This is a genomic window from Pseudomonas sp. 58(2021) (genome assembly GCF_017491585.1).
GTDB classification, from domain to species: Bacteria; Pseudomonadota; Gammaproteobacteria; order Pseudomonadales; family Pseudomonadaceae; genus Aquipseudomonas; species Aquipseudomonas fluorescens_BT.
This window is the reverse complement of the sequence record NZ_JAFGYZ010000005.1, coordinates 1-14,792: the sequence shown is the minus strand read 5'-3', so window position 1 is coordinate 14,792 and position 14,792 is coordinate 1. Positions and strand designations below refer to the sequence as shown.

The following is a 14,792-nucleotide window of genomic DNA, read 5'->3' as shown; positions in this document are numbered from 1 at the left end:
CATGGTGGTTGTGCCGTCATCGATGCCTGCGAAGATAACGGACATGAACAGTCTTTACGAATTGAGCTCGGCGTCGGTCCTGCGTTTCGGCCCGTACGCATTCCATTTGCGGCAACGGTTGATCCTCGAGGGGGATCGGCAACTGCGCATGGGCGGTCGTGCGCTGGACATTCTGCAAGTGCTGGTCGAGCGTGCCGGTCAGGTGGTCGGCAAGGAGCAGTTGATCGCCCTGGTGTGGCCGACGTCGGTGGTCGAGGAAATCAATCTGCGGGTGCACATCGCGGCGTTGCGTCGGGCGCTTGGCGACGGCGAGAACGGTCAGCGCTATATCATCAATGTGCCACAACGCGGGTACAGCTTCGTCGCGCCGGTACAGAGCGACGCTGTTGCGCAAGTGGTGTTCGAAAGTCTGCAAGTGCCTCAGCACAATCTGCCTGCACGGTTGATGCCGGTCACAGGTCGCGATTCGCTGGTCGGCAGTCTGGTTCGGCAACTGCCCTTGTCCCGGCTCATGACAGTGACGGGAGCTGCCGGCGTCGGCAAAAGCACGGTAGCACTGCGTGCAGCGGAGCTGCTGCTGCAACATTTTCGTGACGGCGTGTGGCAGGTGGATCTGTCGCTGATCGACGAAGACACCCCGCTCCTCGATCACCTGCTGCAAACCCTCGACATCGATTTCCCCACACTGGCGGGGCGCCACGCGTTGCTGGTGCTGGACAATTGCGAACACCTGCTTGAAGCCTGTCGCAGCCTGCTGGAAACACTGCTCGACGCAGCGCCCCGTCTGTCGATCCTTGCCACCAGCCGCGAACCGTTGCGTCTCGGTCTGGAAGTTCTTCAGCCACTGCCGCCCCTGACCCTTCCCAAAGCCTCGGCGCTCAACAGTGTCGATGAAGTCATGGGCTATTCGGCGGTGCAACTGTTTGTCAGTCGGGCCCGTGCGCGTCAGCACGGCTTCTGTCTGCGTGAGCAGGATCTGGAAACGGTGCGCGATATTTGTCGGCGACTCGATGGTCTGCCCCTGGCGATCGAACTGGCAGCAGCGCAGATCGATGCGCTGGCATTGGTCGGGTTGCAGTCTCAACTGGACCACGGTCTGCAGGTCTTGAGTCACGGTCGGCGGACGGCCGTGCCACGCCACCAGTCGATGAAGGCCGCACTGGACTGGAGTTATCAGCGCTTGAGCGAACAGGAACAGCGCGTGCTGCAACGGTTGTCGGTGTTCAGGATGGCGTTCACTCTGGATGCCGCAATCGGTGTGATCAGTTGCGCGCAATTGCCACCCTCGACACTGGTGGCAGTCGTTGAGCAATTGGCGGCCATGTCATTACTGACGATGGATCGATCCAGTGGGACATTGCGCTATCGAATGCTCAACACCACGCGTCGCTATGCCCGCGAACAGCTGGAGCAGGGCGGCGAGCTGAATGAAGTCGAGCGTCGGCATGCGCGTTATCTGTGCCGCACGCGCCTGAGCTCAAGCGGCCGACTGACCGCGCAGTTCGTCGAGCAGTAAGCGCACCTTGCGCAAGTCCGGGGTGGCATAACCTTCGGTGAAGCGCTGGTAGACCGGCGTCAGCAAATCGAGTGCCTCACGATAACGCGACTGACGCTGCCACACCTGCGCCAGCGACGTTGCGCTGCGCAGTTCCCAGGCGAGGGCACCTTGGGTCCGGGCAATCTCGAGCGATTGCTGCAAGGCGCTTTCGACCGTGTGGTGACAGGGCGACTCAGCGGCCAGCAATCGCTCGGCCCGGGCCCGCAGAATCTCCGCGGTACTCCAGCCGGCCGCGCCGCTTTGTGCTCGTTCCAGCAGTGCATCGTCAACGAAAACCGGGTCCAGCGTGACCATTATTTCCCTGACCAGACCGCTGTCGGCGGGCGGGATGGCGGGGGATTTGTCGGCGTCGATCACCTGCGCGTAGTGCCGCGCCCACGTGTAGAACAGCAGCACCGAATGCTTCTGCGCTTGTTCGAGCAACAGTTGCAGCAGCGCCCGGGCGTTCTGTGTATCTCCGTTGTAATGGGCGATCAGGCACGAGGCGAGTGCCAGGGTGTAGCAGATCGAGGTGCCGTGGTTGATCTGCATCGCGATGTCCAGCGCCTGCCGCGCCGTACGCCACGCCTGTTCGGGAAAACCTTGCAGCCACAGCACCCGGGCGAGGACGGTCAGTGAGGCGACGCTCTGATCGTATTGCACGCCGAAACCGTGGGTGAAGCGGTTGAGGTGGCCGCTTTGAGCCATGCGCTGGATCACCTGCTCGGCGTGGATCCGAGCCTGGTGCTGATCGCCGGCGTAGTGCAGGGCGAGCACCCGCAAACGGTGGGTGCTCAAGGACAATTGCGCGTCGCCGTGCAGGCCGAGGGTTTCAAATTGCTCGCTCTGCTCCAGCGCCATGCGGTAATGGCCGCAACTGAGATTGACCGCCATGTGCCCTGACACGGCACGCAACTGGCCGGCCATGTCGTCGTGCTTCTGTGCCAGCAGACGGGCGCTGACGAACGCTTCGATAGTCTCCGGCGTGCCGCCCCAGGTGTGGTAGCAGGCGCTGCCGAGGGCCAGTTTCAAGGCGATTTCCAGGCGCGGACAGGGTTCTTCCGATGACGCGAGCAACGCGAGTGCCCGACGCACATGAACGCCGTACTCCTTGAGCAAGGACAGCTCCTGCCACAACGGCGCCGAAGTGGCCGTCAGGCGCACGCCAAGATGACGCGAGCCTTCATCGTTCAGTGTCCACTCAAGCGCTGCCCGCAGATCTTCCAATCCTCGGGCGTAGCGCTCGATCCACACCCCGGTCGGCGTGTTTTCCCATTCGGCCTGGGCCTGATGCATCAGTGCCAGGCAGCGTTCGGCATGACGCTCACGGGATTCGCCGAGTTCGGCAGCCTGCTCGAGTTTCTCCAGGGCATAGCGGCGAGTGGTGTCGAGCAGGCGATAGAACACTTCTTCATCGCCGACCTCGACATTGAGCAGCGATTTGGCGACCAATTGCGTGATCGAGGCGAACACTTCGCCAGGCTCGATATGCTGGCCCACGATCACCGCGGCGGCAGACTCCAGCGTGAAGGCGCCACGAAATACACCCAGGCGACGCAGACCGGTCTGCTCGCAGGCGTTGAGCAGGTTAAAGCTCCAGTCCAGCGTGGCGCGCAAGGTTTCATGGCGTCCGAGACTGGTCTGATTGCCTGCCGGCAGACGCCCCTGCAACTGGCTCAGCAAGCCGCCCAGGCCGAGGTTTGCGACTTGCGCGGCAGCCAATTCCAGCGCCAGCGGGATGCCATCCAGCCGGCGACAGATTTCGATGATCACGGGCAGGTCGGCATTGTCCGGCTCAAAGTGCTCGTGGGCGGCCATCGTCCGCTCGACGAACAGTTGCAGTGCGGAGAATTCCATTGCCTGATCTCGGTCGAGCACCGCAATCGGTGGCGGGCAGTCGAGGGATTCCAGGCGCTGCACATACTCGCCCTCGGCGCGCAGGCTTTCGCGGCTGGTGGCCAGGATATGCACCTGCGGCGCGCCACGCAGGAGACTCTCGCCAAGCAGCGCCACGGCGTCGATCAGGTGCTCGCAGTTGTCGATCACCAACAGCATCTGCCGTTCGCGCAGGCTGTTGATCAGGCAGGCCATCGGTTCATTGTCGTGCAATGAAAGATCCAGCAGGGCGGCGAGGTGAGAGCAGATCGAGCCCGGATCGTTGAGTGGCGCCAGATCCAGCAGACGAATCCCGTCGCGATAACGACCGATCAGTTGCTCGGCGACGCGCAAGGCCACGGTGGTCTTGCCGATGCCGCCGGGGCCGACCAGGGTGATGCAGCGCTTTTTCGGCAATTGCGCCATCAGGTTGTCGACCACGGTCTGGCGGCCGATCATCCGTGTGCGCCGCAATGGCAGGTTATGTCGGCCGATAGGGGCGGCGGCGGGGCGCTGTTCGATGGACTGCAACAGGATCGGCGCGACGAAACTGTAACCGCGCTGCGCCACCGTGACGATGTAGCGCTGCCCGGCCTGACCGTCGCCGAGCGCCTTGCGCAAGGCTGCCATGTGCACGCGCAAGTTGATGTCTTCCACCACGCTGTCCGGCCAGACTTCGGCGATCAATTGCTGCTTGCTCACCACCTCGCCGGCGTTGGCCAGCAAGATCAGCAGAATGTCCATGGCACGGCGTCCCAGGCGCAAAGGCTGGTCGCCCTCGAGCACCAGGCGCTGGTCAGTGTGGATCCGATAGGGGCCGAAACCGATGGCCTGATTCGGGGAAAGACTCAACCGCTCACTCCTTCATTGTTCTTGTGATCCTGCCCCGGCGTAGGTGAAAAAACCGTGACGGGCAGGGCGGATGGCGACTTGAAGGTCATGCAAGCCGTCTGGTCCGCCGTTTCCGAGCATATTCCTCAGGATTGGGTGTCAGCGCAATGCGCACAAAGGTTTGCTGCTGGAGCATCTATCGGTATGCGGCGTCATCACTACCGTATTTAAAGGCTCGAACCTGCGCCTGCCTGCCCGACAGAGGAGGAAAATTAACAACGATTAACTCGTCCACGCCTGCTCCAGAGCCAAAACTCCAAGGCAATGGAGTGCATACGTCTAGAGGACGCTGCGATGAGCAAGGTAGTAGTGGTCTATCACAGTGGCTACGGGCACACCCGCGTCATGGCCCAGGCTGTGGCCGAAGGTGTGCAGCGCCACTTGGGCAGTACCTGCCTGCTGTTGGCGGTGGAGGATGTGGAGGCCCATTGGGACGAATTGCACCGTGCCGATGCGATCATTTTCGGCGCGCCGACTTATATGGGCAGTGCGTCGGCGGCGTTCAAGCAATTCATGGAAGCCACGGCGTCGTTCTATCTGGTTCGGCCGTGGCGCGACAAACTCGCCGCAGGATTCACCAACTCCGGCAGTCTGTGCGGCGACAAACTCAATACCCTGCTGCAAATGGCGGTGTTCGCGGCCCAGCATTCGATGATCTGGGTCGGGCTCGATCTGCTGCCGGCCCGTGCTGGCGCCAGTGGCTTCGACGGCCAGTTGAATCGCCTTGGCAGCTCCCTTGGGGCCATGTCCCAATCGTCTGTCGAGAAACCGCCCGAGCACGCCCCTCCGCTGGAGGACCGCCTGACCGCTGTGCATCTGGGGGAGCGGGTGGCGCGACTGGCTCAGCGCATGGCCCGGGGATGAAAGCGGCTCAACGTTTTTTCATGACCTGACAGCGCCAGGCAAACGGGTTGATCCCTTCACTGCGAGTGAAAATATGACAGAAGTGCGACTGATCGCAGAAGCCGCACTCCAGGCTGATCTGCGTCAGGCTGTGATCGGTGTGCTGGATCAACAGTTTGGCCCGGGCGATCCGCTGGGTGCGGATCCAGTCCTGTGGCGAGAGCCCGGTGCTGCATTTGAACGCCCGGGAAAAATGACTGCGTGACAACGCACAGGCACTGGCCAGCTCAGTGACCTCCAGGGGTTCGCCCAATCGTTCCAGGATCAATTGTTTCACCAGTCGTTCCCGTTGCGGGCTGAGGCCCCCGGTGCCGATTTTGCGGGATTCGCTGGCAGGGACGCGGGCGACGGTTTGCTGAGAAGGAGCCATGGCCAAGTACCTATCGGGGGCGGGAGTACACGGTCGGTGCGTTCCCACAGGTCAATGAAACAACGCTGTGCAGAGGGTTTCATTGTTTGGCGCAGGGCAAAGACTGACGAGTTAAACGTTGTTAATTCCGCGGCCGGACCTGATTTCGAATGGCCGCCGATCTAGTAAAGTGCGTAGCACTTGCGCCTGGCCAAAAAGGAAAACACGCCCATGAACCGAAACGATCTGCGCCGCGTCGACATGAACCTGCTGGTGATCTTCGAAGCACTGATGTTCGAAAAGAACCTGACCCGCGTCGCCGAAAAACTGTTCATGGGCCAACCGGCAGTGAGCGCGGCGCTGGGACGCCTGCGCGATCTGTTCGACGACCCATTGCTGTTGCGCAACGGTCGCGGCATGGAACCGACGGCACGGGCGCTGGCGATTCTTCAGGAGCTGCAACCGGCGATGGACGTGATTTCCGGCGCGGTCAGCCGGGCCAAGGAATTCGATCCGGCCACCAGTTGCGACGTCTTCCGCATCGGCCTGTCGGATGACGCCGAGTTCGGTCTGTTTCCGCCATTGCTGCGCCAGTTGCAGGAAGAGGCGCCGGGAATTGTGGTCGTGGTGCGTCGCGCCAACTATCTGCTGATGCCTACGTTGCTGGCGTCCGGGGAAATCTCGGTGGGCGTGAGCTACACCACCGATCTGCCGGCCAACGCCAAGCGCAAGAAACTGCGCGACATTCCCTGCAAGGTTCTGCGCGGCGATGACCGCCCGGGGCCGCTGACCCTCGATGAATACTGCGAGCGACCCCACGCGATGGTGTCGTTCTCGGGTGATCTGAGCGGCAACATCGACGTGGACCTGGCCAAGGTCGGCCGCAGCCGCCGCGTGGTGCTCGGCGTGCCACAGTTCAGCGGTTTGCGCGCCTTGCTCGCTGGCACCGAGATGATCGCCACCGTGCCGGATTACGCGGCATGTGCGTTGGTCGAAGGATGTTCGTTGCGGGCTGAGGATCCTCCGTTCCCCATCGATGCGGCGCAACTGTCGATGGCCTGGAGCGGGGTGCATGACAACGATCCGGCGGAGAAATGGCTGCGGTCGCGGATCAGTCAGTTCATGTCGGTGTCGCTGGATATTCCGGTGTAACAAGACCTGAAACACAATTCGTTTGTCGCCTTGTAACCCTGTGGGAGCGAGCTTGCTCGCTCCCACAATGATTTTGTGTCGTTCTTGCGTTCTGTGTGTTTTCGCAAAGAGAGCACACCCATCCAATTTCCCCCCGATCAATCGTTGCACCATGGCCTGCAATGATTGATCAAGGGTGGGCCCATGAACGCTATACAACGCAATGACCAGGCGCAAAACCTCGGCCTGCTGTTCCTGCGGGTCACCGGCGGCTTGTTTCTGCTGTTCGTCCATGGCTTGCCCAAGCTGCTGGACTTCACTGCGCAACTGCAACAGATCGAGGACCCGTTCCACCTCGGTGCCCACCTCACGCTGATCCTGGCGATCTTCGCCGAAGTCCTCTGCCCACTGCTGATCGTCGCCGGGGTGCTGGCGCGTCTGGCGTGCTTGCCTATTCTGTTTGTGCTGCTGGTGGCGTTGCTGATCGTGCATCCGCAATGGAGTGTGGCCGAAGGGCAGTTCGGCTGGTTGCTGTTGATCCTCTTCACCACTGTTCTGATCGCCGGCCCCGGACGGCTGGCGCTCAATGTTCGTTTGCCCGGAGTGCTCCGTTATGCCTGATGCCCAGAACCCGAAAAAACCGGGACCCGAAGAAACCGTGACGCTGATCGTCAAGCACCGGGTCAAGGCCGGTTTCGAACAGCCGTACGAAGCGTGGCTGCGCAATATCGTCAGCGTGGCGGGGCGCGAAGAAGGGCATCTGGGCGTGGATGTTATGCGCAGCCAGCAGGGCGGGCTCGCGCTGTTCACCTGCGTGCTGCGTTACTGCTCGACCGACGCGATGCAGCGCTGGCTCGACTCGCCGCAACGTCAGAAGCTGATCGATGAAGCCGCGCCCATGCTCGCCGACGGCGACCAGATCGAAGTCAATGCGGCCAATGAGTTCTGGTTCACGCCGCTGGCCGAAGCCGGCTCGCCGCCACCACGCTGGAAGCAGGCCGTGGTGACGCTGCTGGTGATCCTGCCGCACACCTTGCTGGTGCCGCTGATCTGGGGGCCGCTGCTGCAACTCAATGCGTTCCTGTCCAACTACGTGGTCGCCACGTTCCTGATCACCCTCACCATCGTGGTGTCGGTGGTCTACGTGTGCATGCCGGCCGCCACCCGATTATTCGCGCCATGGCTGACCGCCAGTCAGCCCCATGAACACCTGGAATCCAACGCCAACCCGCCGCGCTGAAGCGGTGGGTCCGGGCTTCGTTTCACTTATCTCGAAGGAACTGCGATGAACGCCGATCTGATTCTGTTCAATGGCCAATTTCATACGGTAGACCGCGAAAAACCTCTCGCCAGTGCGGTGGCGATCAAGGACGGACGCTTTGTCGTTGTCGGTAACGATACGCAGGCCATGGCCCTGCGCGGCGCCGGTACGCAAGTGGTCGATCTCAAGGGTCGCTGTGTGATTCCCGGGCTCAACGACTCGCACTTGCACCTGATCCGTGGCGGCCTGAACTACAACCTCGAACTGCGTTGGGAAGGCGTGCCGTCGCTGGCCGATGCGCTGCGCATGCTCAAGGATCAGGCCGACCGCACGCCGACCCCGCAATGGGTGCGCGTGGTCGGTGGCTGGAACGAATTCCAGTTCGCCGAAAAACGCATGCCGACCCTTGAAGAAATCAACCAGGCGGCGCCGGACACCCCGGTGTTCATTCTGCACCTGTATGACCGTGCGCTGCTCAACCGCGCCGCGTTGCGCGTCGCCGGCTACACCCGCGACACGCCGAACCCGCCGGGTGGCGAGATCGTGCGCGATGCCAACGGCAACCCGACCGGCATGCTGGTGGCGCGGCCGAACGCGATGATTCTGTACTCGACGCTGGCCAAGGGGCCCAAGCTGCCGCTGGAATATCAGGTCAACTCGACTCGTCAGTTCATGCGCGAGCTCAATCGCCTCGGTCTGACCAGCGCCATCGATGCCGGCGGCGGTTTCCAGAACTACCCGGACGATTATCAGGTGATCGAACAACTGGCCAAAGACGACCAGTTGACCGTGCGCATCGCCTACAACCTGTTCACCCAGAAGCCGAAGGAAGAGCTGACCGATTTCCAGAACTGGACCGGCAGCGTCAAGTTGCATCAGGGCGATGACTTCCTGCGCCACAACGGCGCTGGCGAGATGCTGGTGTTCTCGGCGGCGGACTTCGAAGACTTCCTCGAACCGCGCCCGGACCTGCCGCAGACCATGGAACAGGAGCTGGAGCCGGTGGTACGCCATCTGGTCGAACAGCGCTGGCCGTTCCGTCTGCACGCCACCTACAACGAATCCATCAGCCGCATGCTCGATGTGTTCGAGAAGGTCAACCGCGACATTCCGTTCAACGGCTTGCCGTGGTTCTTCGACCACGCCGAAACCATCACTCCGCAGAACATCGAACGGGTGAGGGCGCTGGGCGGTGGTATCGCGATTCAGGATCGCATGGCGTTCCAGGGCGAATACTTCGTTGATCGCTATGGCAAACAGGCTGCCGAAGCCACACCACCGATCAAACGCATGCTCGCCGAAGGCGTGCCGGTCGGCGCGGGCACCGATGCCACTCGTGTTTCCAGCTACAACCCGTGGACTTCGCTGTACTGGATGGTCAGCGGTCGCACCGTTGGCGGTCTGGCACTGTACGAAGAAGGTTTGCCACGCACTACCGCGCTGGAACTGTTCACCCACGGCAGCGCCTGGTTCTCGTCCGAGCAGGGCAAGAAAGGCCAGATCAAGGTCGGGCAACTGGCGGATCTGGCAGCGCTGAGCGCGGATTTCTTCCACGTCGAAGAAGAAGCGATCAAGTGGATCGAGTCGGTGCTGACCGTGGTCGGCGGCAAGATCGTGTACGCCGCTGGCGACTTCGAAGACCTCGGCCCACGTTCGCTGCCGGTGCTGCCGGACTGGTCGCCGGTGGTGAAGGTGCCGGGCCACTGGCGCCCGAATTCGCCATTGCAGGCGCAGGTGCATCAATGCAGCGGCCCGTGCGCGGTGCATACCCACAGCCATGAAAAAGCGCGGATGTCGAATGCGCCGGTCAGCGATTTCGCCGGTTTCTGGGGCGCGTTCGGTTGCTCCTGCTTCGCTTTCTGATCCTTTTGAAAAAGCGCCGTTCTGCGTGAGCGGCGCTCCCCGCAACAACCATCCATCGAGGAGTTTCACATGAGCAACGTTCCTTACAAACGCTTGAACAAAGACGACGCCGTGGTTCTGCTGGTTGATCACCAGACCGGCCTGATCTCGCTGGTGCAGGATTTCTCGCCGAACGAGTTCAAGAACAACGTGCTGGCACTGGGTGACATCGCCAAGTTCTTCAACCTGCCGACCATCCTCACCACCAGTTTCGACAGCGGCCCGAACGGCCCGATCGTGCCTGAACTGAAAGAGCAATTCCCGGACGCACCGTTCATTGCCCGTCCTGGCCAGATCAACGCCTGGGACAACGAAGACTTCGTCAAGGCCATCAAGGCCACCGGCCGCAAGCAACTGATCATCGCCGGTGTGGTGACTGACGTGTGCGTGGCGTTCCCGACCCTGTCGGCCATCGCTGAAGGCTTCGAAGTGTTCGTGGTCACCGACGCTTCCGGCACCTTCAACACCACCGTGCAGCAGGCTGCCTGGGCGCGCATGTCGGCCGCCGGCGCGCACCTGCTGAACTGGTTCGCTGTCGCCTGCGAGCTGCAGGGCGACTGGCGCAACGACATGGAAGGCCTGGCGAACCTGCTGTCCCAGCGTCTGCCTAACTACCGCAACCTGATCAACAGCTACACCAAGTTCACTGCCAAGTAATCGGTAGAAGAAAAAAATGCCCGCTGAAGAGCGGGCATTTTTTTGCGGTGTTGATAGGGGGGTATTTCAATTTGAGAACCAGCCCTCTCCCGGAGGGAGAGGGGGCCGATTGAGGTGTTTGGGAGAAATACATCGACCTGGAAGTTTTGAGTCGAACTCAGGACCCGAACAGCATGGAGATCCGCCCCCTTTCCCCCTCGCCCCCCTGGGGGAGAGGGCTGGGGTGAGGGGGTAGATCTTGAAGGTGGCAACGATTCTGAACCCGCAAACATTATCGCTTCTGCAACCACCCCAAAAACCCGCCCTTGCGAACCGGCACAGGCTTGGCCATCAACGCCAGCCGACTGTTCTGCTGCCGCACCGCCTGCAATTTGTTCAACGCCTGGCCCACTTCACTGCGCTGCTCCATGCACTGGCGAGTCAGGTTCTTGTCGAGGCGATAAATGATCGAGGACGTCAGTGCGGTAAACGTCGCCTGCGAAGGCGTATCCGCGAGGATGCTTTGCTCGCCCATGACCTCGCTTGGCCCCATGCGCCCAGCCTCGGTGAAACCGTTGCCATCCGGCACGCTGGCGCTGACCACGCCGGTGGCGATCACGAACAGGCTGTCCGGCACTTCCTCAAGATCAAGCACCACCTGCCCGGCGCTGTACTGCTGCGCGACCATCGATTCGGCGAGGCGATCGCGTTCTTCATGGCTGAGCGAGCGGAAGATTTTCACTTCATCGAGCAAGGCACGGGCGCGGGTCGAAGGTTCGATCACGCCATCGGGGTGGCGCGAAATGCCGGCCGCTTCGAGATGACGGTGGGCGAGGTCGAACAGTTGATTGCGCACCTCACCTTTCTTGCCCAGTTCAGCGATAAAACCGCTGGCCACGTATTCCGACATTTCTTCGCCGGCCTCTTTCAGTACTGCTTTCGGCGCCGGCGTCAGCAGCAGGCTGCTGCTGCCTTGCAGCGTGCGGTCGAGGGCGTCCAGCACGCGGCGCGGACGGATGTGGTTCGGCACCTTGATGCTGATCGACACGCCATGCAGGTTGTTCGGGCGGCTGAGGTTGACGATTTTGGCCTTGGCCGCCACCGAGTTCGGCACTACGGCCAGGGTTCCGGCGCCGGTCAGCAGATGTGTGGCGCGCCAGTCGATGTCGAGCACCTTGCCTTCGACGCCGTCGATCACCACAAAATCGTCCACCTGATACGGCTTGGTGGTGTTGAGCACGATGCCCGAGAACACGTCGCTCAAGGTGCTTTGCAGCGCCAGACCGACCACGATGGCGAACACCCCGGAGGTGGCGAGCAGGCCTTTCACCGGCAGCTCCAGCACATAACCGGCCGCTGCGACGATGGCCGCCAGAAACACCAACGCACCGATCACGTCCTGCAACAGCCGGCCGCTGTGGCCGATGCGGCGCATCAGGATCAGGCCGATCACTTCGGTCAGCGCCCGCGCGGCGTACAGCCACCAGAAAATCCCCAGGGCCGTTGCGCCAAGCTGGGCAACCGGGTCATCGGCAAACAACGGCGCCTGCAACGGGCTGACGCCGGCATTGATGATCAGCGCGCTGAAGGCCAGAAACAGCACCAGCCGCACACCGACCCGTTGCGCACGATGCTTGAACGGCGCGAGGTGCCAGAGCAGGGCGTCGAGCACCAGCAGCAGGGCGCTCCAGGACAACAGGTGGGCAGAAAAAAGGCTCATGGGATGAACTCCGGCGGGCACCAAAGAAAACGCCACACCCGAAGGTGTGGCGAGTGGCTGGACTCAGTTCAGATGGGTCTTCAGTTCTGCCGCGGCCTGACGCACGGCGGCCTTCACTTCAGGTATGCCGTTCAGCGGGTTGAGCAGGCCGAAGTCGTGAATCATCCCGTTGTAGCGCACCGAGGTCACCGGCACACCCGCCGCGTCGAGATGACGGGCGTAGCCTTCGCCTTCGTCACGCAGCACGTCGAACTCGGCGGTCTGCACCAGCGCGGCGGGCAGGCCCTTGAGCTGTTCGGCGCTGGCGTTGAGCGGCGAGGCGTGGATCTGCGCGCGCTCGGCCGGGTTGGTGGTGTAGTTGTCCCAGAACCACTGCATCATGCCCTTGGTCAGGAAGTGGCCCTCGGCGAATTGCTGGTACGAGCCGTTATCGAACCCGGCGTTGGTCACCGGCCACATCAGCAACTGGAAGCGCAGGGCCGGGGTTTTCTGTTCCTTGGCCATCAACGCCACGACCGCCGCCATGTTGCCGCCGACGCTGTTACCGGCCACCGCCAGACGCTTGCCGTCGACACCGATCTCCTTGCCGTGCTCCGCCACCCACTTCGTCGCGGCGTAAGCCTGATTGATCGCCGTCGGGTACTGTGCTTCCGGCGACGGCGTGTAATCGACATACACCGCGACCGCGCCAGAACCCACCACCAGATCACGAATCAAGCGTTGGTGCGTCGGGTAGTCGCCCAGTACCCAGCCGCCACCGTGAAAGAACATGAACACCGGCAGATCGCCTTTGACCTTGGCCGGACGCACCACTTTCAGGTTGATCGTCTGGCCGTCGACCTTGATCGCCTTGTCGCTGACTTCAACACCGGACAGGTCAACCTTCACCGAAGCCTGGGCGCCGGTCAGCACCGCACGGGCGTCTTTCGGGCTCAGTTGCTCCAGCGGTTTGCCGCCGCCGGCGGCGAGGGCATCGAGGAAGGCCTGGGTGGTGTGTTCGACCCCAGTGCCTTCGGCGGCGAAGGCGTTGCCGATGGACAGGGCGAGGAGGGAAGCGGTGAGGGTTTTCTTGATGTTCATGTGCAATTCCTTTTTAAGTCGTTTGAGTTTTTGTATGCCTTGGGATCGGGCTGCTGTGGCGCTGGGCTTCAGGCCTCAGCAACACCGTGAGCACAGATTAATGAGGTGCCGGAAAGTGAAAAAGCGGCTATAAAGCGTTTAACTGTCAACCAGAGAGTGACAATGAACCCGTTCGAAGACATGCGTATTTTTTGCCAGGTCATGGACTCCGGCAGCTTCACGGCGGCGGCCGATCAGTTGGGCCTGTCCAAGCAGTTCGTCAGCCGTCGGTTGATGCAGCTGGAAGAGCGCCTCGGCGTGCGATTGCTCAACCGTTCGACCCGGCGCCTGGACGTGACGCCGCTGGGCCAGAGCTATTACGAATCGGCGCTGCGTTTGCTCGGTGAAGTGGAATCGGTGGAGCAGGGCATCGCCGGGCAGACCGCCGAGCCGCGGGGGGCGATTCGCGTGAGTGCGCCGCTGTCGTTTGCGCTGGCGCATCTGGGCTGTTTGCTGCCGCCGTTTCTGCAGCGTTATCGCGAGGTCACGGTAGAGGTGGACCTGAGCGACCGGCCGGTGGATCTGCTGGGCGAGGGCTACGACCTGGCGCTGCGCATCGGCGTGCTGGAAGATTCGACCCTGATTGCCCGTCGCATTGCCGCCATCGAGCGGGTGTATTGCGCCAGTCCTGGGTATCTGGCCGAGCGTGGCACACCGCTCAAACCGGAAGACTTGCTCAGCCACGACTGCCTGCCATACGGCCACGGACGTTCGGTGCAATGGCGGTTCAACGCGGGGCTGGGCAAGCCGCAACTGGTGAATGTCACCGGGCGGATGCGGGTCAACAATGGTGAGTTGCTCAGGGATGCGGCGGTGGCGGGGATGGGAATTACTTATCTGCCAACGTTCATTGTCGGCGCGGCATTGAAGGATGGACGGCTGGTGCCGGTGCTGGATGATTTGCGTCCGGAGCCGCTGATTCTGTCGGCGGTGTATCCGCAGCATCGTCAGGCATCACGGCCGGTGCAGGCGTTGATCGAGTTTTTGCGTGAGCGGCTGGATAAAGCACAAGCGATTCTGTAGTCGCTGAAAAACATTGTGGGAGCTAGCCTGCTAGCGATTGCGGTGGGGCAGTCAATCAAGAAGGTGACTGGCATATCGCAATCGCTAGCAGGCTAGCTCCCACAGGGGGAACGTATTTCAGGCTGAATCAGTTGGCGCGCTTGTCATCGCCAGGCTCGCCGCCAACATGCACCCCGCGATCATCACCGGGTTCGCCCGCCGCATGCAGGCCATGGTCGTCACCGATTTCACCGGCACGATGAACTCCGTGGTCATCGCCGATTTCACCGGCCCGATGAACACCATGATCGTCGCCCGCTTCGGCGTGGGTGCCGTTGCGTCCTGAAGAAGCGCTGTCACCGGAATGGCCCGAGCCATGGTCGCTACCGCTGTGGCCGCTGTTTCCACCGCCGCCACTGCCACTGTTGCCACCACTGCCGCCGCCACCGTGGCTACCGCCATTGCC

The 14,792-nt window shown here is 62.0% G+C and carries 12 protein-coding genes and 1 pseudogene; 8 read left to right on the top strand and 5 right to left on the bottom strand.

The genetic code is table 11. The features are described 5' to 3' along the window. Positions 1 to 43: 43 nt before the first annotated feature. Positions 44 to 1,516 carry a winged helix-turn-helix domain-containing protein gene (locus J5M72_RS07065; RefSeq protein WP_169429711.1) on the top strand — a complete coding sequence of 491 codons (1,473 nt, stop codon included), beginning with the start codon at positions 44 to 46 and terminating at the stop codon, positions 1,514 to 1,516. Here J5M72_RS07065 and J5M72_RS07060 read toward each other — a convergent pair. Beyond that, positions 1,478 to 4,264 carry a winged helix-turn-helix domain-containing protein gene (locus tag J5M72_RS07060; protein WP_207864822.1) on the bottom strand — a complete coding sequence of 929 codons (2,787 nt, stop codon included), beginning with the start codon at positions 4,262 to 4,264 and terminating at the stop codon, positions 1,478 to 1,480. The genes J5M72_RS07065 and J5M72_RS07060 overlap by 39 nt on opposite strands. Positions 4,265 to 4,597: 333 nt before the next feature. On the opposite strand from J5M72_RS07060, the gene J5M72_RS07055 reads away from it, so the two are divergent. Next, a complete protein-coding gene (locus J5M72_RS07055) occupies positions 4,598 to 5,167 on the top strand; it encodes a flavodoxin family protein (RefSeq protein ID WP_169429713.1) in 570 nt (189 codons plus the stop codon). A gap of 7 nt (positions 5,168 to 5,174) precedes the next feature. Here the strand turns inward: J5M72_RS07055 and J5M72_RS07050 are convergent, their stop codons facing one another. Then, a complete protein-coding gene (locus tag J5M72_RS07050) occupies positions 5,175 to 5,576 on the bottom strand; it encodes an AraC family transcriptional regulator (protein ID WP_169429714.1) in 402 nt (133 codons plus the stop codon). 210 nt (positions 5,577 to 5,786) lie between these two features. On the opposite strand from J5M72_RS07050, the gene J5M72_RS07045 reads away from it, so the two are divergent. From J5M72_RS07045 to ycaC, 5 genes are all read left to right on the top strand, one after another. Beyond that, entirely contained in the window at positions 5,787 to 6,707 is a 921-nt protein-coding gene (locus tag J5M72_RS07045) for a LysR family transcriptional regulator (RefSeq protein WP_169429715.1), read from the top strand. 183 nt (positions 6,708 to 6,890) lie between these two features. Next, positions 6,891 to 7,307 carry a DoxX family protein gene (locus J5M72_RS07040; RefSeq protein WP_207864820.1) on the top strand — a complete coding sequence of 139 codons (417 nt, stop codon included), beginning with the start codon at positions 6,891 to 6,893 and terminating at the stop codon, positions 7,305 to 7,307. Next, entirely contained in the window at positions 7,300 to 7,926 is a 627-nt protein-coding gene (locus J5M72_RS07035; protein WP_207864818.1) for an antibiotic biosynthesis monooxygenase, read from the top strand. Before J5M72_RS07040 ends, J5M72_RS07035 begins: the two co-directional genes overlap by 8 nt. Before the next feature lie 45 nt (positions 7,927 to 7,971). Continuing rightward, on the top strand, positions 7,972 to 9,810 hold the full coding sequence (locus tag J5M72_RS07030; protein ID WP_169429718.1) for an amidohydrolase: 1,839 nt from the start codon (positions 7,972 to 7,974) through the stop codon (positions 9,808 to 9,810). 69 nt (positions 9,811 to 9,879) lie between these two features. Then, positions 9,880 to 10,506 carry an isochorismate family cysteine hydrolase YcaC gene (ycaC, locus tag J5M72_RS07025; protein WP_011333417.1) on the top strand — a complete coding sequence of 209 codons (627 nt, stop codon included), beginning with the start codon at positions 9,880 to 9,882 and terminating at the stop codon, positions 10,504 to 10,506. A gap of 271 nt (positions 10,507 to 10,777) precedes the next feature. Here ycaC and J5M72_RS07020 read toward each other — a convergent pair whose 3' ends face one another. Both J5M72_RS07020 and J5M72_RS07015 read right to left on the bottom strand, forming a co-directional pair. Further along, positions 10,778 to 12,205, bottom strand: coding sequence for a mechanosensitive ion channel family protein (locus J5M72_RS07020; RefSeq protein ID WP_169429719.1), 1,428 nt, complete (start codon positions 12,203 to 12,205; stop codon positions 10,778 to 10,780). 63 nt (positions 12,206 to 12,268) lie between these two features. Then, positions 12,269 to 13,285 carry an alpha/beta hydrolase gene (locus J5M72_RS07015; RefSeq protein WP_207864816.1) on the bottom strand — a complete coding sequence of 339 codons (1,017 nt, stop codon included), beginning with the start codon at positions 13,283 to 13,285 and terminating at the stop codon, positions 12,269 to 12,271. Between the two features lie 162 nt (positions 13,286 to 13,447). On the opposite strand from J5M72_RS07015, the gene J5M72_RS07010 reads away from it, so the two are divergent. Further along, positions 13,448 to 14,347 (top strand): LysR family transcriptional regulator, encoded by a 900-nt coding sequence (locus J5M72_RS07010; RefSeq protein WP_207864814.1) that lies wholly within the window; start codon positions 13,448 to 13,450, stop codon positions 14,345 to 14,347. 127 nt (positions 14,348 to 14,474) lie between these two features. Here J5M72_RS07010 and J5M72_RS07005 read toward each other — a convergent pair. Then, positions 14,475 to 14,792: pseudogene (locus tag J5M72_RS07005) on the bottom strand (hypothetical protein); the annotation flags it as partial.